At 70.3% G+C, this 22,455-nt stretch carries 20 protein-coding genes and 1 pseudogene; 12 read left to right on the top strand and 9 right to left on the bottom strand.

Annotated elements, in window-relative coordinates; translation table 11 throughout:
• Positions 1 to 33 precede the first annotated feature (33 nt).
• Positions 34 to 696: a response regulator gene (locus ACT54R_RS05885; protein ID WP_168459517.1), complete on the top strand. Its 663-nt coding sequence runs from the start codon at positions 34 to 36 to the stop codon at positions 694 to 696.
• Positions 693 to 2,033 carry an ATP-binding protein gene (locus tag ACT54R_RS05880; RefSeq protein WP_476324482.1) on the top strand — a complete coding sequence of 447 codons (1,341 nt, stop codon included), beginning with the start codon at positions 693 to 695 and terminating at the stop codon, positions 2,031 to 2,033. The genes ACT54R_RS05885 and ACT54R_RS05880 overlap by 4 nt, the downstream gene beginning before the upstream one ends.
• A gap of 60 nt (positions 2,034 to 2,093) precedes the next feature.
• Here ACT54R_RS05880 and ACT54R_RS05875 read toward each other — a convergent pair whose 3' ends face one another.
• The 8 genes and pseudogenes from ACT54R_RS05875 to ACT54R_RS05840 all read right to left on the bottom strand — a co-directional run bounded on the left by ACT54R_RS05875 (position 2,094) and on the right by ACT54R_RS05840 (position 10,551).
• Complete coding sequence (locus tag ACT54R_RS05875; RefSeq protein ID WP_476324480.1) at positions 2,094 to 2,897, bottom strand: enoyl-CoA hydratase; 804 nt, start codon at positions 2,895 to 2,897, stop codon at positions 2,094 to 2,096.
• Positions 2,898 to 2,972: 75 nt separating this feature from the next.
• A complete protein-coding gene (locus tag ACT54R_RS05870) occupies positions 2,973 to 3,968 on the bottom strand; it encodes a TRAP transporter substrate-binding protein (protein WP_476324478.1) in 996 nt (331 codons plus the stop codon).
• 65 nt (positions 3,969 to 4,033) lie between these two features.
• Complete coding sequence (locus tag ACT54R_RS05865) at positions 4,034 to 5,098, bottom strand: branched-chain amino acid ABC transporter permease (RefSeq protein WP_476324476.1); 1,065 nt, start codon at positions 5,096 to 5,098, stop codon at positions 4,034 to 4,036.
• Between the two features lie 3 nt (positions 5,099 to 5,101).
• Positions 5,102 to 5,992, bottom strand: coding sequence for a branched-chain amino acid ABC transporter permease (locus ACT54R_RS05860; RefSeq protein ID WP_476324474.1), 891 nt, complete (start codon positions 5,990 to 5,992; stop codon positions 5,102 to 5,104).
• A gap of 11 nt (positions 5,993 to 6,003) precedes the next feature.
• A complete protein-coding gene (locus tag ACT54R_RS05855) occupies positions 6,004 to 6,774 on the bottom strand; it encodes an ABC transporter ATP-binding protein (protein ID WP_476326407.1) in 771 nt (256 codons plus the stop codon).
• Between the two features lie 639 nt (positions 6,775 to 7,413).
• A pseudogene (locus tag ACT54R_RS05850) lies at positions 7,414 to 8,235 on the bottom strand (AMP-binding protein); the annotation flags it as partial.
• A gap of 47 nt (positions 8,236 to 8,282) precedes the next feature.
• Positions 8,283 to 9,086 carry an ABC transporter ATP-binding protein gene (locus ACT54R_RS05845; RefSeq protein WP_476324472.1) on the bottom strand — a complete coding sequence of 268 codons (804 nt, stop codon included), beginning with the start codon at positions 9,084 to 9,086 and terminating at the stop codon, positions 8,283 to 8,285.
• Positions 9,087 to 9,171: 85 nt separating this feature from the next.
• Complete coding sequence (locus tag ACT54R_RS05840) at positions 9,172 to 10,551, bottom strand: ABC transporter substrate-binding protein (protein WP_476324470.1); 1,380 nt, start codon at positions 10,549 to 10,551, stop codon at positions 9,172 to 9,174.
• 245 nt (positions 10,552 to 10,796) lie between these two features.
• Between ACT54R_RS05840 and ACT54R_RS05835 the strand changes: the two genes are divergently transcribed.
• The 10 genes from ACT54R_RS05835 (at position 10,797) to ACT54R_RS05790 (ending at position 21,423) form a co-directional block, all read left to right on the top strand.
• Positions 10,797 to 11,942 (top strand): phosphotransferase family protein, encoded by a 1,146-nt coding sequence (locus tag ACT54R_RS05835; protein WP_476324469.1) that lies wholly within the window; start codon positions 10,797 to 10,799, stop codon positions 11,940 to 11,942.
• A gap of 11 nt (positions 11,943 to 11,953) precedes the next feature.
• The gene (locus tag ACT54R_RS05830; RefSeq protein WP_476324467.1) at positions 11,954 to 13,159 is read left to right on the top strand and encodes an acyl-CoA dehydrogenase family protein; all 1,206 of its coding nucleotides are present in this window, start codon (positions 11,954 to 11,956) and stop codon (positions 13,157 to 13,159) included.
• Complete coding sequence (locus ACT54R_RS05825) at positions 13,159 to 13,962, top strand: SDR family NAD(P)-dependent oxidoreductase (protein WP_476326405.1); 804 nt, start codon at positions 13,159 to 13,161, stop codon at positions 13,960 to 13,962. Before ACT54R_RS05830 ends, ACT54R_RS05825 begins: the two co-directional genes overlap by 1 nt.
• Before the next feature lie 15 nt (positions 13,963 to 13,977).
• Complete coding sequence (locus ACT54R_RS05820; RefSeq protein ID WP_476324465.1) at positions 13,978 to 15,180, top strand: CaiB/BaiF CoA transferase family protein; 1,203 nt, start codon at positions 13,978 to 13,980, stop codon at positions 15,178 to 15,180.
• Positions 15,181 to 15,232: 52 nt separating this feature from the next.
• Positions 15,233 to 16,918 carry an acetate--CoA ligase gene (locus tag ACT54R_RS05815; protein ID WP_476324463.1) on the top strand — a complete coding sequence of 562 codons (1,686 nt, stop codon included), beginning with the start codon at positions 15,233 to 15,235 and terminating at the stop codon, positions 16,916 to 16,918.
• Positions 16,902 to 17,639, top strand: a complete 738-nt coding sequence (locus ACT54R_RS05810; protein ID WP_476324461.1) for a FadR/GntR family transcriptional regulator — start codon at positions 16,902 to 16,904, stop codon at positions 17,637 to 17,639. Before ACT54R_RS05815 ends, ACT54R_RS05810 begins: the two co-directional genes overlap by 17 nt.
• Positions 17,636 to 18,355 carry a nitroreductase gene (locus ACT54R_RS05805; protein ID WP_476324459.1) on the top strand — a complete coding sequence of 240 codons (720 nt, stop codon included), beginning with the start codon at positions 17,636 to 17,638 and terminating at the stop codon, positions 18,353 to 18,355. Before ACT54R_RS05810 ends, ACT54R_RS05805 begins: the two co-directional genes overlap by 4 nt.
• 87 nt (positions 18,356 to 18,442) lie before the next feature.
• Positions 18,443 to 19,204: an SDR family NAD(P)-dependent oxidoreductase gene (locus tag ACT54R_RS05800; protein ID WP_476324457.1), complete on the top strand. Its 762-nt coding sequence runs from the start codon at positions 18,443 to 18,445 to the stop codon at positions 19,202 to 19,204.
• Between the two features lie 155 nt (positions 19,205 to 19,359).
• On the top strand, positions 19,360 to 20,595 hold the full coding sequence (locus tag ACT54R_RS05795; protein ID WP_476324455.1) for an ABC transporter substrate-binding protein: 1,236 nt from the start codon (positions 19,360 to 19,362) through the stop codon (positions 20,593 to 20,595).
• Positions 20,596 to 20,652: 57 nt separating this feature from the next.
• Positions 20,653 to 21,423, top strand: a complete 771-nt coding sequence (locus ACT54R_RS05790) for an MOSC domain-containing protein (protein WP_476324453.1) — start codon at positions 20,653 to 20,655, stop codon at positions 21,421 to 21,423.
• A 30-nt stretch (positions 21,424 to 21,453) separates the two neighbouring features.
• Here the strand turns inward: ACT54R_RS05790 and ACT54R_RS05785 are convergent, their stop codons facing one another.
• On the bottom strand, positions 21,454 to 22,383 hold the full coding sequence (locus ACT54R_RS05785) for a LysR substrate-binding domain-containing protein (RefSeq protein WP_476324451.1): 930 nt from the start codon (positions 22,381 to 22,383) through the stop codon (positions 21,454 to 21,456).
• Positions 22,384 to 22,455 lie beyond the last annotated feature (72 nt).

Below are 22,455 nucleotides of genomic sequence, written 5' to 3'. Positions count from 1 at the left end.
CGGTAGAAGGGAAGGGGGAAGGAGAAGGGCCTGATGCGCATACTGGTCGTCGAGGACGATCCGGTCCTGATGGACGGGCTCAAGGTGGGGCTCGGCCTCGCCGGGGCGACGGTGGACGATGCGACGACCTGCGCCGATGCGCGGGCGGCGCTCGCGGCCGCACGCTTCGACGCGGTGGTGCTCGACGTGATGCTCCCCGACGGCTCCGGCCTCGATGTGCTCGCCGGCCTGCGCGCGCAAGGCGATGCGACGCCCGTCCTGCTGCTCACCGCCCTCGACGAGGCGCCGGACCGGGTCCGCGGCCTCGATGGCGGCGCCGACGACTATCTCGGCAAGCCCTTCGACCTCGATGAACTTAACGCCCGCGTACGCGCCATCGCCCGCCGCGGCCACGGCCGGGCCGGTCCGCTGCTCAAGGTGGGGGCGCTGGTGCTCGATCCGGCCACCCTTGCGGCGACGTTGGACGGGCAGCCCATCACCCTGTCCCGGCGGGAGTTCGCCGTGCTCTCCACGCTGATGGAGCGGCCGGGCGTGATCCGCTCCCGCATGGAGATCGAGGAGCGGCTCTACGGCTGGCAGGAAGAGGTGGAGAGCAACGCCGTGGAGGTCCACATCCACAATCTTCGGGCCAAGGTGGGCCGCGAGACCATCGAGACCGTACGCGGCCTCGGCTATCGCGTCAGGGGGGCGGCGTGACCTCGCTCAAGCGCAGGCTGGTCCTGATCCTTCTGGTCGCGACCGGCGTCATCTGGCTGTGCGCCACCGGATGGATCTACGCCTCCAGCCGCAGCGAGCTAGAGCATGTGCTGGACACCCGCCTGCAGGAGGCGGCGCGCATGGTTCATTCGCTGGTGGCAGGGGGCAACATCGCCGCCGCCGAGGCGGTGGCGCAGGCGACCAGCCCGCCGGAGGCCGGCTATGAGCGCCAGCTCTCGTGCCAGATCTGGTCGCTGGACGGGCGCCTCGTCGCGAAATCCGGCGGCGCACCCGAGGAGGCGCTGGCCGAGCCGGCGGAAGGCTTCTCCGAACGCACGGTGAATGGCGAGCCGTGGCGGGTCTACACCATCGTCGATCCCGACAAGGGCGTGCGGGTCATGGTGGGCGACCGCATCGGCCTGCGCGACCGGCTGGTGCGCGATCTGGTGGCGGGGCTGCTGGCGCCGGTGATCCTCATCGTGCCGCTGCTCGGGCTGCTCATCTGGATCAGCGTCGGCCGCGGGCTCGCGCCGCTCCATGCGGTGGCCGGCGACATCGCCGCCCGCGACGGCGAGGACATGCGCCCCGTGGCGCCTGCCGCGGCGCCGGCCGAGATCCGCCCGCTGCTGGAGGCCATCAACGGCCTGTTCGCCAAGGTGGAGGCCGCACGGCGGCAGGAGCGCGACGTGACGGCCTTCGCCGCGCACGAATTGCGCACGCCCCTCGCCGGCCTGAAGACGCAGGCCCAGATCGCGCTGGCGGCGCATGACGCGCCGACGCGCGAGGGCGCGCTGCGGCAGATCCTCGTGTCGGTGGACCGCACCACCCGCCTCGTGCGGCAATTGCTGGCGCTCGCCAAGCTCGAAGGCACTCCGTCCCCGCCGCCCGAAGCTGCCGGCGAGACGGACGCCGGGGCGCTGCTGCGCGACATCGTGCGCCAGACGGCGAAGCCCGGGGCGGCTGAGGTGGTGGTGGACGACGCCCTCGACGCGGTGAAGCTGAAGGGCGACCACGAGGCATTGCACCTGATGCTGCGGAACCTGCATGAGAACGCGGTGGAGCACACCGCCGAGCATGCCGCCGGCGGCGGCACCATCGCCTGGCGTCCCTGCGCGGGCGGGCTGTGCGTGGAGGACGAGGGGCCGGGCATCCCCGAGGACGAACTGCCTCTGGTGACGCGCCGCTTCTACCGGGGCCGCAGCCGGAGCGGCGCGGGGAGCGGCCTCGGCCTCACCATCGTCAGCATCGCGGCCGCCCGTGCCGGAGCACGGTTCACCCTTGAGAACCGCACGGACCGCACCGGCCTGCGCGCGACAATCGCCTGGCCGCAAAGGTAGCCAGCGCCCGTCCTCATCCCGCCGGCGGGGATCGGGGGCAACGCGAGGGGCGAGGGCGCATCATCTGTCGCGAAACTGCGGCGCGCGCTTTTCCGCGAAGGCGGCCATTCCCTCCTTCTGGTCCAGGGTTGCGAAAAGGGACTGGAACATCCGCCGCTCGAACAGAAGCCCCTCCGAAAGCGAGGTCTCGAACGCGCGGTTGATGGTTTCCTTGATTGCCAACGTATTGACGCGGGATTTCGCGGCGATCTCCTCGGCGATGCGCTGCGCCTCCGCCAGCAGGTCCGCGGCGGGCACGATCCGCGACACGAGGCCCGAGCGCTCCGCCTCCACCGCGTCCATCATCCGGCCCGTCAGGCACAGGTCCATCGCCTTTGCCTTGCCGACGGCGCGGGCGAGGCGCTGGGTTCCGCCCGCCCCCGGCATGACGCCGATCTTCACTTCCGGAAGGCCGAAGCGGGCGGTGTCGGCGGCGATCACCACATCGCACATCAGCACGACCTCGCAACCGCCCCCCAGCGCATAGCCGGCCACCGCGGCCACGAGGGGCTTGCGCATGCGGGCGATGACATCCCAGGAGGCGAGGAAGTCCTCCAGAAACGTTTCCGGGTAGGTGCGGTCCGCCGCCTCCTTGATGTCCGCCCCGGCCGCGAATGCGCGTTCCGACCCGGTGAGCACAATGCAGCCAATCTCGGGATCGGCGCCGAACTGGCCGAGGGCGCCGGCGATCTCCGCCACCATCGCGGCGTTGAGGGCATTGAGGGCGTCCGGCCGATCGAGGGTGATCCATCCCACCCGGCCGCGCGCCATCGTGCGGATGAGATCGAAACGGCGCGGGGCGCCGGGCTCGGCGGCAGGGGTCATCACGGGCTCCAGACGACAGGGTTTCGGCCGGCGCCCATGGGGCGCCGGTGCTGTTGCGCGGGTGCTTGCGGGCCGTCAGTTGCCGCGGGGGCGGATCGCGGCCTGGACATCCCGCCAGGTGTCCGGGAAACCCGCGGCGAAGGTGGCGGCGACCGGTGCCACCGCGTCCCGCCACGGCTTCAGGTCGCTCACCGTGACGATGGCGGCCCCCTTGGCGGCCATGTCCTTCAGGATGGCCGCGTCGTCGGCTTCCATCCGGCCCCAGGCTTCCGTCACCTCGGCACGGGCGGCGGCGAGGAGCGCGGCGCGATCCTCCGCCTTGAGGCGGTCGAGGGCGTCCGCGCGGGCGACGAGCACGTAGGTGATCATCATCAGCCCCGGCGCATGGGTGGCCTTCGGCGCCTCCATGCCGAGCTGCGAGGTCCAGGCCCCGGGCGAGGTGAACACACCGTCGAGGGCGCCGCGGAGGAAGGCTGGCTTCATCTCCGGAATGGGCAGCACCACCGGCTCCGCCGAGAGGCGGCGCATGATGTCCTCATAGATGCCGGCGCCGGCCACGCGGATCTTCAGGCCCTTCAGGTCCGACGGGGTGGCGACGCGCTTGTCGCGGAACACGAACAATTGGTCGGCCCCGCGCATCAGGCCGATGACGCGCAGGTCCTGCCCGCGGGCGAGGCTGTCCAGAATCCCCACGACGCCGGTCCGCGCGGCGGGCTGCGCCATGGCCGCATCGTCCAGCGCGAACGGCAGGTTGATGAAGCCGAAACGCGGGTCCAGCCGCTCCAGGTTCGCGGCGTTGACGAAGGTCAGGTCGGCCTTCCCGGCCTTGAGCGCCTCGAGGGAGGCGAAGCCCGGATAGATGGTTCCGCCGGGATTGGCGGCGATGGTCAGCCGCCCGGAGGTGGACTTCGCCACCTGGTCGGCCATGGCGGTGAAATAGGGCACCCGCGGGTGGTTGAGCGGAATGTCGAAGATGAGGCGCAACTCCTCCGCCAGCGCCGGCGGCGGCGCGGCGAACGGCGCAAGCATCATCAGCGCCGCCCCTGCGAGGCGGCCGAGGGTGGTCTTCATGGCGTTTCCTCCCTGTGTCGGCAGTGCATCTGCCTTTTGTCGGACCCCGGCCTTGGCGCCGGGTCTCAATAGGCCAGCGGCCAGCGCCGCAGCCGTTCCTTCGCCTTCACCGCGAGGCGGGCGAGGCCGTTGGGCTCGATGATGAGAAAGGTGACGATGAGCCCGCCGAAGATCATCAGTTCGAGGTTCGCCAGCACGTCCGGCTTCAGCGCCTCGCCGAACAGGGTGGCGGCGTTGGCGATGGCCACGGGCAGGAGCACGATGAACGCCGCCCCGAGGAACGCGCCGAGGATGGAGCCGAGGCCGCCGATGATGACCATGAACAGGATCTGGAACGAGCGGTGCAGGGAGAAGGCCTCGATCTCCACATTGCCGAGATAGAGGAAGCTCCACAGCGCGCCCGCGACCCCGCAATAGAAGCCGGACACGGCGAAGGCGGTGAGCTTGGCGCGCGCCGTGTCCACCCCGGTGAGGGCGGCGGCGGTCTCCTGGTCGCGCACGGCCATCAGCGCGCGGCCGGTGGAGGAGCGCACCAGGTTCTTGGCGAGGACCGCCAGCAGCACCACCGTCGCGAAGGCCACGAGATAGCGCGCGGGCACCGAGGAAAAGGCATGGCCGAAGAGAAAGAGCGTCGGGGTGGAGACGACGCCGGAGGGAGTGTTCAGCACCAGCCACGGAATGTGGGTGCAGATCCATTCGATGAAGAACTGGGCGGCGAGCGTCGCCACCGCCACGTAGAAGCCGCGAATGCGCAGGGAGAGCAGGCCGAAGGCGAGGCACACCGCCCCCGCCACCGCTCCCGCCAGCACGAAGGAGACCGGGAAGGGCAGCCACGGCAGGCGGATGACGAGGTTCACCGCCGCATAGGCCCCGACCGCCATGAAGGCCCCCGAGCCGAGCGAGAGCAGGCCGGCATAGCCGGTGAGGATGTTGAGCCCGATGGCCGCGAGGGACAGGATGAGAAAGGGCAGCAGGATGGAGCCGAGCCAGTAGGGCCCGGCCACCAGCGGCACCACCAGCGCCCCCACGGCCACCAGGGCCACCACCGCCCAGCGGTCGAGGGCCACGGGGAAGATGGCCTGTTCCTGGGCGTAGGACGTCTTCAGGGCGCCGGCGTCACGGTAGAACATGGGTCAGACCCTCGCGATGCGCGCCGCGCCGAACAGGCCGGCGGGGCGGATGAGGAGGACGGCGATGGCCAGCGCGTAGGGGAACCAGTTCTCGATGCCGCCGCCCACGAACGGGCCGAGATAGATCTCCGCGAGCTTCTCCGAGACGCCGATGACGAGCCCCGCCACGATGGCGCCGGCGATGGAGTTGAAGCCGCCGAGGATCATCACCGGCAGCGCCTTCAGCGCCACCAGCGTCAGCGCGAACTGCACGCCGAGCCGCGCGCCCCACACGAGGCCGGCGACGAGGGCGATGAAGCCCGCGGCGCCCCACACGACTGCCCAGATGAAGCCGAGCGGCACGCCCGCCACCTGCGCTGCCTGGGTGTCGTCGGCGACGGCGCGCAGCGCGCGCCCGACCTTGGTGTAGGAAAAGAAGACGGACAGCACCGCCACCAGCACCGCCGCCATCACCGCGGCGGAGAGGTCGAACTGCGAGATGAGGATGCCGCCGATCTCGATGGGCTCGTCGGAGATGCCGAGGTCGAGCCCGCGCACCCTCGTGCCCCAGATGAGCTGGGCGAAGCCCTCCAGGAAGATGGAGAGGCCGATGGTGGCCATCAACAGGATCATGTGATCCTGCCCGATCAGCGGGCGCAGCACCGTGCGCTCGATGGCCACCGCCAGCACCAGCATGGCGGCGAGGGCGGCGAGGAAGGCCGCCCACATGGGCAGGCCGAACTCCAGGAAGCCGACGAAGGTGAGCGCGGCGAACAGCACCATCGCGCCCTGGGCGAAGTTGAACACGCCCGAGGCCTTGAAGATGAGCACGAAGCCGAGCGCCACCAGCGTGTACATGACGCCGGACAGGAGGCCGCCCACCACCACTTCGAGAAAAAAGGAAAAGTCGCCCATGATGTGCTCCTTCACGCGGCTTCGCCGAGGGCGGCGGACCCGAGATAGGCGGCGATGACCTCGGGGTCGGCACGCACCTGGGCCGGCGTGCCGTCGGCGATCTTGCGGCCGTAGTTGAGGACCGCGACGCGATCGGACAGGCCCATCACCACGCCGATGTCGTGCTCGATGATGAGCACTGTGGTGCCGAAGCTCTCGTTGACCCGGCGGATGAAGCCGCACATGTCGCGCTTCTCCTCGTGGGTCATGCCGGCCATGGGCTCATCGAGCAGGAGCAGCTTCGGCTCGGTGGCGAGCGCGCGGGCGAGCTCCACCCGCTTCTGGATGCCGTAGGGCAGGCTCGCCACGGGGCTCTTGCGCAGGTGCTCCAGCTCCAGGAAGGCGAGGATGCGCTCCGCCGCTTCCCGCTCGCGCTGCTCCTCCGCCGACGCGGAGGGCAGGCGCAGGAGCTTGCCGAGCAGCCCGCCGTGGAAGCGCGCGGCGCGGCCCACCAGCACGTTGTCGATGACGTTCATGCCCTTGAACAGCGCCACATGCTGGAACGTGCGGCCGATGCCCGAGCGCGCGGCAAAGGCCGGCCGCATGCGCGCCCGCGCCTTGCCGGCGAAGCTGATGGTTCCGGAGCGCGGGTGGTAGACGCCATTGATGACGTTGAGCAGCGAGGTCTTGCCCGCCCCGTTGGGCCCGATGATGGAGAGGATCTCCCCCTGATGGACGGCGAGGGACACGTCGGTGAGCGCCTTCACCCCGCCGAAGGCCACGTTGACGTTGCGCACATCCATGAGGAGCGGGCCGGGGGCGCGTGCGGCGTGCGCGCCGCGGCTCGCCGCGGCGGTGGCCCACGGGACGGCGGGGGCGCTGTGGCGGGTGTCTCCCTCCAGCGTCAGTTCGTTCGGCCCAAAGCCCTCGGCCGTGATCTCCATGGCCGTGATGGTCTTGCCGCCCAGGCCGGCATCGGCCGCGAGGCGCGCCTTCACCCGCTCGACCGCCGCCTGGGCGCGGGCTGCGGCCTCGGCGCCATCGTCGGCGTCGTCGGCCGCCGCAACGACAGCGAGGCGGGCGAGAAGCCCGTCGCCCGCCGGGGTCACGCGCGCCCGGTCGATGCCCTCCTCGGCGCGCAGCAGGGCCTCGATGCTGCGCAGCCGGCCGGCATGGGTGTCGGACAAGGCAGAGCGGGAGCACGGCGCACCGTCTTCGTCCAGGGCGAGATCGCGGTCCAGCGGCAGGCCCCATGCTGTCAGGCGCCCGGCGCAGCCCGGCTCCAGCGCGCCGGAGGTGACGAAGGCGAGGCGGCAGCGGCTGAGGCCGATGGCGTTGCGCAGCGGGGCCGTGAACAGCAGCCCCGCACCCGGGCCGCCCACCGCCCCCCAGCGGGAGAGCGCGCGCGTCAGCGGCCCGCCGGCGGCGAGGCGGCGGCTCGCGTCCCGCGCCATCAGCTCCAGCGCCCGCGCCGGCGCGCCGAGCACCGTGGGCGCCACCTCCCGAATATCCGACGGAAAGCTTGCCGGCCCCTCGACGCAATGCACGCTGGCGCCGGACACCAGCGGGGCGACAAGGCTCAGGGCGGCATCGGCACTGCCCGACATGGGCAGGAATGCCAGCAGGCGGTCGGACGGCCCAAGGGCGAGCCGGGCCGCAAGGGCGTGGCCGGCGGAGAGCAATTGGTCGTGGGAGAGCGCCACCGGGCGGGGCGCGCCGTCGGCGCCGTCCGTATGGAGGACGAGGGCGGTGCGCCCGCCATCCACCGTCGCGGCGCGCCAGGCGAACCACGCGCCGGCATCCGCCCCCGCGTCCTCCGGCGGCACATCCAGCGCATCGAGGCGCAGCGCCACGCCGCCGCCGCCGACCGCGCGCCACACGCGGGCGGCGTCCTCGCTCTCGCAGATCACCAGCGCCGGCTCGGCCTCCGGCGCACCGAAGCGGCGCAGGAATTCGGGCGCGAGCGGCATGGCTGCGGCGCCGAGCCCCTGCGCGGCGAGGAGGGCGGCGTAGAGGTCCGGCCGGTTCTCGCCCACGGTCACGAGGAGGGAGCCTTCGGCGAGGCCGGCATCCTCGAACAGGCGCGCCAGCGCCGCGACGCGGGCGAGCGTGTCTTGGAAGGTCCAGGTGCGCCAGATGCCGCCACGCTTGTGGCGCATCGCCGGATGGCCGGCATGGCGGCGGGCGGCGGCGATGAGCGCACCCGGCAGCGTCTCCTTCCGGGCAGCGGCGGCAATCGCGGCATGGTCGGGGGCGAGGTTCATGACGGGGTCTGTCCCTTGGGCCATGGCGGGGATCGCGGGGGCGCGGGTCACGAGAGCCAGCGCGGGCGGCGTCGCGCCGCGAGGGCCGTGCCGTCGGCCTCGGCGGCCGCGTCGAGGCCGAGGTAGGAGGCGCGGATCTCCGGATCGGCGGCGAGCACGCCAGCCGGCCCTTCCCGCACCACGCGGCCGCCCTCCACCAGATAGGCATAGGTGGCGTAGCGCAGGGCGACGGCGGCGTTCTGCTCGGCGAGGAGGAAGGTCATGCCCTCCTCCCGGTTGAGGCGCTGCATGATGGCGAAGATCTCCTCCACCAGCAGCGGCGCGAGGCCCATGGACGGCTCGTCCAGAAGGATCATGCGCGGCCGGGCCATGAGCGCCCGGCCGATGACGCACATCTGCTGCTCGCCGCCGGAGAGCAGGCCGGCCGGCTGCCGGCGCCGTTCCTTCAGGCGGGGAAACGTGTGGTAGACGCGTTCCAGGCTCTCGCCCACCGCCCGGTCGCTGCGGGAGTAGGCGCCGACCTTCAGATTGTCTTCCACCGAGAGGGTGGGGAAGGCATGGCGGCCCTCCATCACCAGGGACAGGCCGCGCCGGGCGAGGTCGGAGGCATCCAGCCCGTCGATCCGCGCGCCATCGTAATGAATGGCGCCACGGGTCACTTCTCCGCGCTCGGCGCGCAGCAGGTTGGCAATGGCCTTCATGGTGGTGGTCTTGCCGGCGCCGTTGGCGCCGAGCAGGGCGACGATGCCGCCCTTCGGCACGCTGAGCGTGAGGCCGCGCAGCACCAGCGCGAGGCGCCCATACATCACCTCGATCCCGGCCACGGACAAAAGGGGATCCTGCCCGCTCATGGCGTGCCTCTCCGCGCGTTGGTGGTGAAACGGGGCGCCGCCGCCCCGCGCGTGGTGAAAAGGGGGGCGCCGCGGCCCCCCGGGCTCAGTTGGTCTCGCCGGCGCAGTCGCGGGGCGTGATGCCCTTTTCCTTGGCGTACTGGGCGGCGGACGCCTCGATGAGCGGGCGCACCATGGACTGGTCGGACTTGATCCAGTCCGAGATCATCACCCACTTGCTGCCGTCCCACTGCTGGAAGCGGATGGCGCCGTCGCCCTCGTGGTCGGCGCAGGTCACCTTGATCTCCGGCATCAGGCCTTCGAGGCCGAGCTGCTTGATGCGGTCCTTCGTCATCACCAGGTGCTCGAGGCCCCAGCGCACCTCGTCGCCGGTGAGCGGGCGGTTGCCGAACTTGGCCATGGCGGTGCGCATGGCCTCCGTCACCGTCACGCCGTGCAGCACGCCGCGCACGTAATAAACGGAGCCGATGCGGTTCTCCTCCACATTGCCCTGGCCCTTGGCGTAGACGTATTTCTTGATGTCCGTGAACACCGGATAGTCGGGGCCGGTGGCGTGGAACTGGGCGGTGATGAAGCCCTTGGCGGCGTCGCCCGCCGGCGTCACGTCTTCTTCCGAACCGGACCACCACCAGCCGAGGATGCGATCGCGGGCGATGCCGGCACGGGCGGCTTCCTTGATGCCGGTGGGGGTGGCCGCGCCCCAGCCGCGGAACAGCACCCAGTCCGGCCGATACTGGCGCACCTGCAGCCACACCGCGCGCTGGTCGAGACCGGGCGGGGCGATGGGGAAGGTGGTCACCTCGAAGCCGAAGCGCTTGGCCTGGGCATCGAGGATGGCTTGGGTCTCGCGGCCGGCGGCGAAGTCCATCACCACGTTGGCGATCTTCTTGCCCTTCAGCTTTTCAAGTCCGCCCTCGCGCTCTGCAATATAGCGGATGGTGGCGGTGTTCTCGCTCCAGTAGTTGGAGATGAGCGGGAAGAAATAGGGGAAGATCCGGCCGTCGGAGGAATCGGTGCGGCCGTAGCCGATGGTGACGGAGGGGATCTTGTCCGCCGTCATGCGGTCGATGAGGGCATAGACGCCGCCCGTGCCGGAGGGCGTGAAGGCGGCGGCGCCCGTGGGCCCCTTCGCCTTCTGCCGCTCGTAGCATTCGATCATGCGGTCGGGCTGGTAGCCGGTCTCGCATTCCTCATAGACGAGCTTGACGCCGTTCACGCCGCCGTCGCGGGCGTTCACCAGCGCCAGATAGTCCGCATAGGCGCCGTAGATGCCGGAGCCGCCCGGCGCATAGGGGCCGGTGCGGTAGATGGCGATGGGCACGAACTGCTCCATCGGTGCGCCCGTCGCTGCGGGTGTCGCCGTCTGCGCGGCCGCCGGGGCGGCGAGACCAAGCGTCGAGACGAGGGCAAGCAGACAGGCCGGCGCGACGGATTTCCAGCGCCGCGGGGTGAGGCATTGAGGCATGGCGTCATCCTCCAGGCCGGAATTCTGGTCCGGCATCTTTATCGGATGATCGGACCATAAATCCAAAATCGCCGCGCCGTCAATCTCGGAGCGAGAGAGGTGAAACCCATAATCAACATGCTGATTTTGATATAAAATGCCGAAATTCCGGCCGCCTGAGGCATCTCGTTGACGCAAAATTTTCGCTTGACCATGCGATTTCAGTCGGACAATTTTAGTCCGACAAAAACGAGGCGTCACGCTCCATGGTCGAGGTTGTTCACGTGCTCGAAGGCGGGGGCACCGCAGAGGGGGACGTCGGTGCGTCCGGGCTGGAGCCGGCTGTGCCGGCCGGTGTCGCCCTGCGCGGCGCGGCCGAGAGCCGGGGGCTCGACTGGCCGGCGATCGGTCGTCATCTGGCGGTCCATGGCATCGGCCTCGATCCCGCCTTCGTGCCCCGCCAGTTCATGGGTGGCCTCGCCAACCTGAACTTTCTCGTGCGCGTGTCGGACGGATGGGCGGTGCTGCGGCGCCCGCCGGATGGGCCCCTGCCGCCCGGCGCGCACGACATGGCGCGCGAGCACCGCATCCTGTCGAACCTCTGGCGGGAGCTGCCGCTCGCCCCGCGCAGCCTGCATCTGTGCGCGGACCCGAGCGTTGCGGGCGCGCCGTTCCAGCTCATGGAATTCCGCCCCGGCGTCGCCCTGCGCGGCGACAGCCTCACGCCTTTTCCGGCCACGGTGGAGACCGGCGCCGGGCTCTCGCGCATGCTGGTCGAAACCCTTGCCGCCATCCATCGGGTGGACCCCGCCCGCGTGGGGCTCGGCGACCTGGGCCGGCCCGGGGGCTTCTTCGCCCGCACCGCCGCGGGATGGATCGGCCGGGCCGAGCGGGTGGCGCAGGGCGCCCTCTCGCCCGCCGCACGGGCCGTGGCCGGCTGGCTCGCCGCCGCGGACGTGGAGGATGCGCAGGCGCCGACCCTGCTCCACAACGACTTCAAGCTGGACAACGTGCTGCTCGATCCCGCCACCCGTGCGCCCGTGGCGGTGGTGGACTGGGACATGGGCACCCGGGGCGACCCGCTGTTCGACCTCGCCACCTTGCTCAGCTACTGGACCGAGCCGTCCGATCCCGACTGCATGCACGAGCTGGCGCAGATGCCCACGGCCCGCCCCGGCTTCATGACCCGCGCCGAAGCGGCGGACGCTTATGCCCGCGCCACCGGGCGCGATCTCTCCCGGCTCAAGCCCTACCGCGTGCTCACCATGCTGAAGCTCGGCGTGGTGTTCCACCAGCTCCACGCCCGGCACCGCGCCGGCGAGACATCGGACCCGCGCTATGCCGGGTTCGGAGCGCTCGCGGAGGCGCTTTTCGACTTCACCCTCGACATCGTCAACGACAAGACATTCTGAAGGCGAGGCCCATGGATTTCGCTCTGCCCCCGGATCTCGCGGCGCTGGAGGCCCGCACGGCGGCCTTCGTGCGCGAGGAGGTGCTGCCCTTCGAGGCCGACCCGCGCCGCACCGCCCACGGCCCCACCGACGATTTGCGCCGCGATCTCGTGGCCAAGGCGCGCGCCGCCGGGCTGCTGAGCCCGCACGTGCCGAAGGCATGGGGCGGCCTCGGCCTCTCCCACCTCGGCAAGGCCGTGGTGTTCGAGGCGGCGGGCTATTCCATGCTCGGCCCCATCGCGCTCGCTATTGCCGCGCCGGACGAGGGCAACATGCACCTCCTCGCCGAGGTGGCGAGCGAAGCCCAGAAGGCCCGCTACCTCGCGCCCATGGCGGCGGGCGAGACGCGCTCCTGCTTCCTGATGACCGAGCCCCACCCCGGCGCCGGGGCCGATCCGTCGCTGCTCAAGACCACCGCGGTGAAGGACGGCGACCACTTTGTCATCAACGGCCTCAAATGGCTGATCACCGGGGCTGAGGGCGCAGCCTTCGCCATCATCATGGCCCGCACCATCGTGGAGGGGCGGGACGTGGGGGCCACCATGTTCCTCGCCGATCTGCCGACGCAGGGCGTGCGCATCGTGCGGGCGCTCGACACCCTCGACAGCTCCTTCACGGGCGGCCACGCGGAAGTGGCGCTGGAGAATTTGCGCGTTCCCGCATCCGACGTGCTTGGCGCCGTGGGCGAGGGCTTCCGCCATGCCCAGGCCCGGCTCGTGCCGGCGCGGCTCACCCACTGCATGCGCTGGCTCGGCGCTGCGCGGCGCGCGCACGACATCGCCACCGAATATGCGGGCCGGCGCGAGGCGTTCGGCGGCACGCTCCTGTCCCATGAGGGGGTCGGCTTCATGCTGGCCGACAACGAGATCGATCTCCACACCACCCGCCTCGCCATCCGCCACGCCGCCTGGCTGCTGGACAAGGGCGAGAAGGCCAACGTGGAAAGCTCCATGGTGAAGGTGTTCGCCTCCGAAGCCATCTTCCGCGTCGTGGACCGCTCGCTCCAGGTGCTCGGCGGCCTCGGTATGACGCGTGACACGGAGGTGGAGCGCATCTTCCGCGACGTGCGCGGGTTCCGCATTTATGACGGCCCGTCGGAGGTCCATCGCTGGAACATCGCCCGCCGCCTCGCCCGTGGCGCGGCGGTGAAGGCCCTGCCGGAAGGGAGGGCCGCGTGATGGGCCTCGCCCTTTCCCTGCCCGATCCCACGCCCACGCCCACGACCATGCCCGGCCTTGCGGGCAAGGTCGTCATCGTCACCGGCGGCGGGCGCGGGCTCGGCCGGGCCGTGGCGGACGGATTCGCGGCGGCGGGCGCCCATGTGGTGCTCACCGGCCGCACGGCCGCAACCGTGGACGAGGCCGCCGCCGCCATCGCCGCCCGGGGTGGATCGGCGGAGGGCGTCGCCGCCGACGTCTCCAGCGAGGCGGATGTGGAGGCGCTGGCCCGCACCGTGGTGGAGCGCCACGGCCGCATCGACGTGCTGGTGAACAATGCCGGCATCAATCCCTGGTACAAGACCGCCGAGGACACCAGCCTCGCCGAATGGCGCGAGGTGGTGGACACCAACCTCACCGGCGTGTTCCTCGCCGCCCGCGCCGCCGGCCGGGTGATGCTGGCCCAGGGTGAAGGCGCCATCGTCAACATCACCTCGGTGGCCGGAAAGGTGGGGCTGGCGCGCACCACGGCCTATTGCGCCGCCAAGGGCGGGGTGGAGCTGATGACGCGCCAGCTCGCTCTCGAATGGGCGAAGAAGGGCGTGCGGGTGAACGCCGTCGGCCCCGGCTATTTTGAAACCGAGCTGACCGAGGGCATGCGCCAGAACCCCAAGCTCGCCGAGCGCGTCACAGGCCGCACGCCCATGGGCCGCTTCGGCCATCCGCAGGAGCTGGTCGGCGCCTGCCTGTTCCTCGCCTCGCCCGCGGCCTCCTACATCACCGGCGCCTCGCTGGCGGTGGATGGCGGCTGGACCGCCGCCTGATCCGAAAGACCACAGATGAACGCCCTCACCCCCACGACGACGCCGCTCGCCCTCGCCGGCCTCAAGGTGCTCGACCTCACCCGCCTGCTGCCGGGCGCCTTCTGCTCGCTGATGCTGGCCGACCTCGGCGCCGAGGTGCTGAAGATCGAGCAGCCGGAGGGCGGCGACTACAACCGCACCTTCCCGCCGCTGAACCGGGCGGAGTCCGGCTCCTTCCTGCTGCTCAACCGCAACAAGAAGAGCCTGACGCTGAACCTCAAGTCGGAAGACGGCCGCGCCATCCTGCTCAAGCTGGTGAAGGATGCGGATGTGCTGCTGGAGGGCTTCCGCCCCGGCGTCATGGACCGCCTCGGCCTCGGCTACGACACCCTCGCCGAGATCAATCCGCGGCTCGTCTATTGCGCCATCTCCGGCTACGGGCAAGACGGGCCGAGCCGGCTCAAGCCGGGGCACGACCTCAATTACCTCGCCGAGGCGGGGGCGCTGCAACTGTTCGGCAAGGCGGGCGAAGGCCCCATCGTGCCGGGCCTCTCCATCGCCGACGTGGGCGGCGGCTCGCTCATGGCCTCGACGGGCATCCTCGCCGCGCTGCTGGCGCGGGCGACCACCGGGCGCGGGCAGTTCGTGGACGTGTCCATGCACGACGGCGCCATGTCATGGCTGTCCCTGCACGGCGCCGATCATCTCTTCGCCGGCATCGAGCCGAAGGGCGGCGAACGGCCCTTCATCGGCCAGGCGCCCTGCTACAACGTCTATGCCTGCGCCGACGGGAAGCACGTGGCCCTCGGTCTCATCGAGCCGCATTTCTGGCACCGCTTCTGCGACGCCGTGGGCCTGCCCGCGCTGAAGGACGAGCAGTGGCCGGAGGGCGAGCGGGAAGCGGCGCAGAAGGCCACCCTCGCCGCCCTTTTCGCTCGCAAGACGCGCGACGCATGGGTGGCGGAGCTTGAAGCCGCCGACATTCCCTTCGGCCCCGTCTTCTCCATGGAGGAGGCGTTCGCCGATCCCCACGCCCGCCACCGGCAGATGTTGCTGTCCATGGAGCATCCGGTGGAGGGCACCATTCCCCAGCTCGGCTTTCCGGTGAAGTATTCCGGCACGCCCTGCGTGCTGCGCGCGCCGCCGCCGCTGCTCGGCGAGCACAATGGCGAGGTGCTGGCAGGCCTCGGCTATTCGGAGGACGAGATCGCCGCGCTCAAGGCCGGCCGAGCCATCTGAGGCCATACGCGCAAGAGAGCACCAAGAGAGCACAATGCTCCGGGAGGAAACCATGGCCCCCAGCCACATGGCGCCGACCAGAATGGCGCCCAACATGACCGACTATGCCGAAACCGTCCGCACCTTCCGATGGCAGGTGCCGGAGACGTTCAATTTCGGCGCCGACGTGGTGGATCATTTCGCCCGCACGGCCGACGGGCCGGCCCTCATCTGGGCCAATGCGGCGGGGGAGGAGCGGCGCTTCTCCTTCTCGGACATGGCGCGCCTCACCAGCCGTTTCGCCTCGGCGCTGGCGGCGCGCGGCATCCGCAAGGGCGACCGGGTGCTGGTGATGCTGCCGCGCATTCCCGAATGGCAGATCGTCATGGTGGGCTGCCTGAAGCTCGGAGCGGTGCCGATCCCGTCCATCGAGATGCTCACCGCCAAGGACATCGAGTATCGGGTGCGCCATGCCGGCGTGCGGGCCGTGGTGGCCCGGGCCGAGCATGCCGGAAAGTTCGCGAACGTGATGGGCGAGGTTCCGGTGCGCCTCGCCCTTGCCGGCCCCCTTGGCGGCGCGCCCGGCTTCGAGCCGCTGGAGGAGGCGCTGGCCTCCGGCGACGAGGCCTTCACGCCGGTGGCCGTCAAGGCCGACGACCCGGCCGTCCTCTATTACACCTCCGGCTCCACCGGCCAGCCGAAGGGCGTGCTGCACGCCGCGCGCGGGCTCTATGCCTGGCGCGGCTCGGCCGTCTGCTGGCTCGATCTGCGGCCGGGCGACACCATCTGGTGCACCGCGGACACCGGCTGGAGCAAGGCCGGCACCTCCATCCTGTTCGGGCCGTGGAGCTGCGGCGCGGCGAGCTTCTTCTACGACGGCCCGTTCGATCCCAAGGAGCGCCTGCGGCTGCTGGAGCGCCATGGCGTCACCGTCTATTGCGCGCCGGGCACCGAGCTGTTCCGGGTGGTGGATGCCGGCGTCGCCCAGCACGACCTCTCCCGCCTGCGCCACACCGTCTCCTCGGGCGAGACGCTGAACCCGGCGGTGGCGGCGCGCTGGCAGGCGGCGACGGGCATCCCCATCCTGGAAGCCTACGGGCAGACCGAGACGCTGATGACGCTGCTCAACTATCCCTGCCTCGCCCCGCGCGAGGGCTCCATGGGCAAGCCGCTGCCGGGCCTCGACCTCGCCATCATCGACGGGGCGGGCAACCGCCTGCCGCCGGGCGCCGAGGGCGACATCGCCCTCCTCACCCCCAACCCGCAGATGATGCTCGGCTATCTGGACGAGCCCGAGCGCACCGCCGCCGCGTATGTGGAGGGGCCGGAGGGGCGCTGGTTCGTCACCGGCGACCTCGGCATGGTGGACGCGGACGGCTATTTCTATCACCGCGGCCGCAATGATGACGTCATCAATTCCGCCGGCTACCGCATCGGCCCCTCGGAGGTGGAGAACGCTTTGCTCGATCATCCGGCGGTGCAGGAATGCGCGGCGGTGGCGGCGCCCCATCCCGAGCGTGGCGAGATCGTGAAGGCCTTCGTGGTGCTGCGCCCCGGCTTCACCGGCGACGAGGCACTGGCCGCCGCCTTGCAGGATCACGTGAAGCGTGTCACCGCTCCCTACAAATATCCCCGCGCCATCGCGTTTCTCGGCGAGCTGCCGAAGACCATGACCGGGAAGGTGCAACGCAAGGTGCTGCGGGACCTGGAGAAGGCCCGCGCCGCCGAGAGGATGGTTTCCGATGACGCTCGCGCTTGATCCGGTGCAGGTGGAGCCCGCCTTCCGTCTCGTCGCCCGCACCATCGAGGACAAGATCCTGGCGGGCGAAATCGCGCCGGGGGATCTTTTGCCCTCCGAGGCCGGGCTCGCCGAGAAGCTGGGCGTGAACCGTTCCACCATCCGCGAGGCCATCCGCGTGCTGGAGCAGAACGGCTTCGTCCGGCGCGAGGCGGGCAAGAAGAAGCTTTATGCGTCCATTCCCCAGTCCGGTGACATCTCGCGGCGGCTCACCGCGGCCATGGTGCTCCACCAGGTGACGTTCGAGGAATTGTGGGAGGCCATGTTCGCCATCGAGCCGGCCGCGGCCGCCTCCGCCGCCCAGCGCAGCGATGAGGCCGACCTCGCCGCGCTGGAGCGCAATCTCGAGGAGACGCGCAAGGCGCTGAAGGATTCCACCAGCCTCACCGCGCTCGACATCGAGTTCCATGAGCTGGTCGCCCGGGCCACCCGCAACCGCGCCATCCAGATGGCCCGTACGCCGCTCTCCGAGCTATTCTACCCGCCGTTCCTGAAGGTGATGTCGCGCCTCAATGCCGGCGAGCGCCTGCTGGTGGCCCATGAGGCCATCTTCGCCGCCGTGCGCGACCATGACGAGAAGCGCGCGCGGGACTGGATGGAAAAGCACATCCTCGATTTCAAGCGAGGCTACGAGCTGGCCAATCTCGACATGGCGACCCCCGTGGACATGCCCGGAAAATGAGTGCGCCCGCATCCTCCCCCGCCGCTGTCCCGTCCGGCGCCCTCTCGGCCGAAGAGGCCATCCGCTCGCGCCGCTCCATCCGCGCCTTCCTGCCGACGCCGGTCCGCGACGAGACTGTCGCGGCCATTCTGGAGTTGGCGGCCCGCGCGCCCTCCGGCACCAACATCCAGCCATGGCAGGTGCTGGTGCTGCGGGGCGAACCGCTCGCGGCGCTGGCGCAGGAGCTTCATGCCCTCTCCCTCGCCGGCGATCCGGGGACGGAGGAATTTGCCTATTATCCCCGCCAGTGGCGCGAGCCCTACCTCTCCCGCCGCCGCAAGGTGGGGTGGGATCTCTATGGCGCGCTCGGCATCGCCAAGGGGGACAGCGAGCGGATGCGCCGGCAACTCGCGCGCAACTTCCTCTTCTTCGACGCGCCGGTGGGGCTGATCTTCACCATCGACCGCGACCTGGAGCGGGGCTCCTGGCTCGACTACGGCATGTTCCTCGAGAACATCATGATCGCCGCGCGGGCGTTCGGCCTCCATACCTGCCCGCAGGCCGCCTTCAACGCTTATGGCGCCGTCATCGCGCAGCGCCTCGCCATTCCCCCGACGCAGATGATCGTCTGCGGCATGGCGCTCGGCCATGCCGATCCCGCAGCGCCGGAGAACACCTTCACCACGGTGCGTGAGCCACTGGAGCGCTTCGTGCGCTTCGTCGACGCGATCGCCTGAGCCGCACGCGAATTTCATCCCCGATCGTTTCGCCCGTCCCGCCGCCGCGGGGCGATCGCCGCCCCATGCCCGATGAATGAGGTCATCATGGATCTGAAGGACAAGGTTGCCATCGTCACCGGCGCCGCCTCCGGCCTTGGCAACGCGACCGCGCGCCGCCTCGCCGGCCTCGGTGCCCGCCTCGCGTTGGTGGACTTGCAGGAGGCGGGCATGTCGGCCCTCGCGCAAGAGACGGGGGCGCTCGCACTCGCCTGCGATGTCGCCGACGGCGCGGCGTCCGAAGCCGCCTTCGGGCGCATCCTCGCCGAACGCGGCCGCCCGCACCTGCTGGTGAATTGCGCGGGCATCGCACCCGGCGCGCGGATCGTGGAGAAGGAGGGTCCGGGCTCGCTGGCGGAGTTCGAGCGCATCGTCCGGGTCAACCTCACGGGCACCTACAATTGGCTCCGCCTCGCCGCCGCCGCCATGGCGGGAAACGAGCCGGACGCGGAGGGCCAGCGCGGCGTCATCATCAACACCGCATCGGTGGCGGCCTATGAAGGTCAGATCGGCCAGACGGCCTATGCGGCGGCGAAGGGCGGCGTGGCGTCCCTGACCCTGCCGGCGGCCCGCGAGCTGGCGCGCCACGGCATCCGCGTCGCCGCCATCGCGCCCGGCCTGTTCGGCACGCCCATGGTGGAGGCGATGACGCAGGAGGTGCAGGATCGCGTCTTCGACGTCATCCCGTTCCCGAAGCGCGCCGGCCGGCCCGACGAGTTCGCCCGGATGGTCCTCGGCATCGTCGCCAACCCGATGGTGAACGGCGCGGTGTTCCGGCTCGACGCCGGATTGAGGATGCAGGCCCGATGACGCCATCGATGCGGCCGCCCCATGCCGGACGGATTAGCTGAACTCATTCATCCGCGTGAATAAATAGCTTGTGAAGACATGCGGCCCGATGGGAACTGGAAGGCAATCAAACTGGGAAAAATTCCAGGCGATCACTTCCAGAACGAGGGTCCAAGATGGATCACCTAAGGTCGTTTGCTTCGGTGCTGGCCGCTTTGGCCTTGCTGATGCCCGCAACGCACGCATCTGCACAGAATTCGGGCGCCAGCGCCTACTCCGACGGAATTATCAAGCTCGGTGTTCTCACCGACATGTCGGGCCCCTATGCCGATTACGCGGGGCCCGGCTCCTACGCCGCGGTCAAGATGGCGGTCGAGGACTTCGGCGGCAAGGTCAGGGAGACGCCCGTCGAGGTGGTGGTCGCCGACCACCAGAACAAGAGCGACATCGGCGTCTCCGTCGCCCGGTCCTGGTACGACGTGGACAAGGTGGACGCCATATTCGACATCTCCAATTCCGCCGTGGCGCTCGCGGTCATGGGCGTGACGCGGGAGAAGGACAAGGTGGTGGTCCTCGGCGGCGTCAGCTCCCCGAAGGTGACGACGGATTCCTGCACCGCCAACAGCGTCCAGTACATCTACGACGCGACCATGCTGTCGAACGTGGTGGGCAAGGCCATCGTGCGCGACGGCGGCAACACCTGGTTCTTCCTGACGGTCGATTTCGCCTTCGGGCATGGGCTGGAGAAAACCACCGCCGACGTGGTGAAGGCCAGCGGCGGCAAGGTTCTGGGCAGCGTGCGCTTCCCCCTGAACACCGCGGATTTCTCCTCGTTCCTGCTCCAGGCCCAGGCGTCGAAGGCCAAGGTCATCGCCCTCGCCAGCGCCGGCGCGGACACCACCAACGCCATCAAGGGGGCGACCGAGTTCGGCATCTCCGCCGATGGCAGCCAGCGGGTGGCGACGCTGCTGACCTTCATCACGGACGTCCATTCCATGGGCCTTCAGCAGGCGCAGAACCTGCTGCTAGCCACCGCCTTCTACTGGGATCGGGACGAGGCGACCCGGCAGTTCGCCAAGCGCTTCTTCCAGCGCACCGGGAAGATGCCCACCATGGTGCAGGCGGGCATGTATTCGGCGGCGACGCACTATCTCAAGAGCGTTGCCAAGGCCGGTACCGACAGCGGCGCCAAGGTCGTCGCCCAGATGAAGGCCGGTCCCATCGATGACTTCTTCTCGCGGGGCGGCCGGATCCGGCCCGATGGCCTGCATGAGCACGAGATGCAGCTCATGCGGGTGAAGACTCCGAAGGAATCCAAGGCGCCGTGGGACTATTACACGCTGCTGGCAACGGTTGCCGCGGCCGATGCGGTCTCGCCCATGACGCCCGGCGCCTGCGCCATCGCCCAGTAGGCCGGTGCGCGGCGGTCACGCAGCGATCGCCGCGCCCGCATTCCCCGTGAGGTGAACATGCGTGTCGTCTCCCTGTTCCGGTATCCGTTCAAGGGCCTGTCCGCCGAGCCCATGGCGGAGGTTGCGCTCGAGGCGGGGTTCGGCTTTCCCGGCGATCGCGCCTATGCCGTCACCGACGGGTCGCTCGCGTTCGATCCCGCCGCGCCGCGGCCTGCCCCGAAGACCCAGTTCCTCATGCTCGCCCGGTATGAGAGCCTGGCCCGCCTGAAGTCCCGATACCTGGAGCAGCCGGACCGGCTGGAAATCCGCGACGGGGACGAGACGCACACCTTCCCGCTCGATGACGCTGAGGGCCGCGCCGCCCTCGCGCGCTTCCTCGCCGCCGTCGTCCAGGCGCCGCTGCCGGGGAGCCCGGAGGTCGTCCATGCCGCGGGGCATCAGTTCACCGACGTCAGCGTCCATTCGGTCGCGCTCATGCGCTCGATTTCGCTCATCAATCTCGACACGGTGGACGACCTCTCCACGCACCTGTCCATGGCGCTCGATCCCATCCGCTTCCGCGCCAACCTCTATTTCTCCGGCGCGCTCCCCTGGTCGGAGCTGGAATGGGTGGGGCGGCGGATGGCCGTCGGCGAGGTGGTGCTGAAGGTGGTCCGGCGTACCCGGCGCTGCGCCGCCACCAGCGTTGACCCCGGGCGGGCCATCCGCGACGTGAACCTGCCGATCGCCATCCGCGACTACCAGGGCCACGGCGACCTTGGCTTCTATGCGGAGGTCGAGGCCGGTGGGCGGATCATGCCCGGCGCGCAGCTCCGCTTCATCGACTAGAGCGTCGGCCCCAGGTCCTGGAACCCGCCGTCAGCACTGGCCGACGAGCCAGCTGGAGAACAGCTTCACCTCGCTGGCGAGGGCCTTTTCCTTCGGGCACAGGAGATAGTAGCCGCCGGCGCTCTGCGCCCGCAGGGGGAAGGGCTGCACCAGCTGGTCGCGCCATTCGAGATTGTCGATCTCGATCGTCGGCACGCAGGCGATGCCCTCGCCGTCCCGCGCCGCCATGACCGCCATGAAGGAGTGGCCCACATCGACCCGCCCCGCCCCCTCGGTGGGCGGTGCGCCGGCGGCATGCAGCCAGGCGGGCCAGCAGTCCGGCCGCTTGAGGTTGTGGATCAGGCGGAAGCGCGCCAGATCCTCCACCGAGGCGACCGGGCCGTGCCGCTCGAACAGCCGGCGGCTCATCACCGGGGTGATGCGGTCTTCCCACAGGGGCGTGACCGCGACGTCGTCCCAGCTCTCCGTCATCCGGAAGGAGATCTGCGGCGCGGCGGGGTCGTGGATCGCGCCCGGCAGCTTGCCGACCCGCAGCGCGACGTCCACCCCTTCTCGCTTGAAGCTGACGGGCTCCAGCGAGGAGGAGACCTGCAGCCGGATCTCGGGATAGGTCATCATGAAGGTCGTCAGCCGCTGCATCAGCCACAGCACGCCGATGGTCGGCAGCACGCTCACCGACAGCGCGCGCGCCTCCTGCAGGCTCTGGACGGTGGCGCGCTCGATCTCGTCGAGGGCGGAGGTGGCGGCCTCGAGATAGCTCTGGCCAAAGGGGGTCAGCTCCACCTGCCGGGTCAGCCGCCGGAACAGGGGGGCGTGGAGGAACTCTTCCAGCAGCTTGATCTGCCGGCTGACGGCCCCCTGGGTCACGTTCAGTTCGTCGGCGGCGTTGGAAAAGCTCAGATGGCGCCCGGCGGCCTCGAATGCGCGCAGGGCGAGGAGCGGCGGCAGGCGGCGCTTCATCGTCTCCCTCCGGACAGGGTGCGCGGGCTCGATGCCGGTGCCGGGCGCAGGTTGGGGCGGGCGGATGCCTGC

The sequence above is a fragment of the Xanthobacter sp. DMC47 genome, assembly GCF_056313845.1.
Note: the sequence above shows the minus strand (reverse complement) of the source record. Positions and strands in the feature narration are given on the sequence as shown.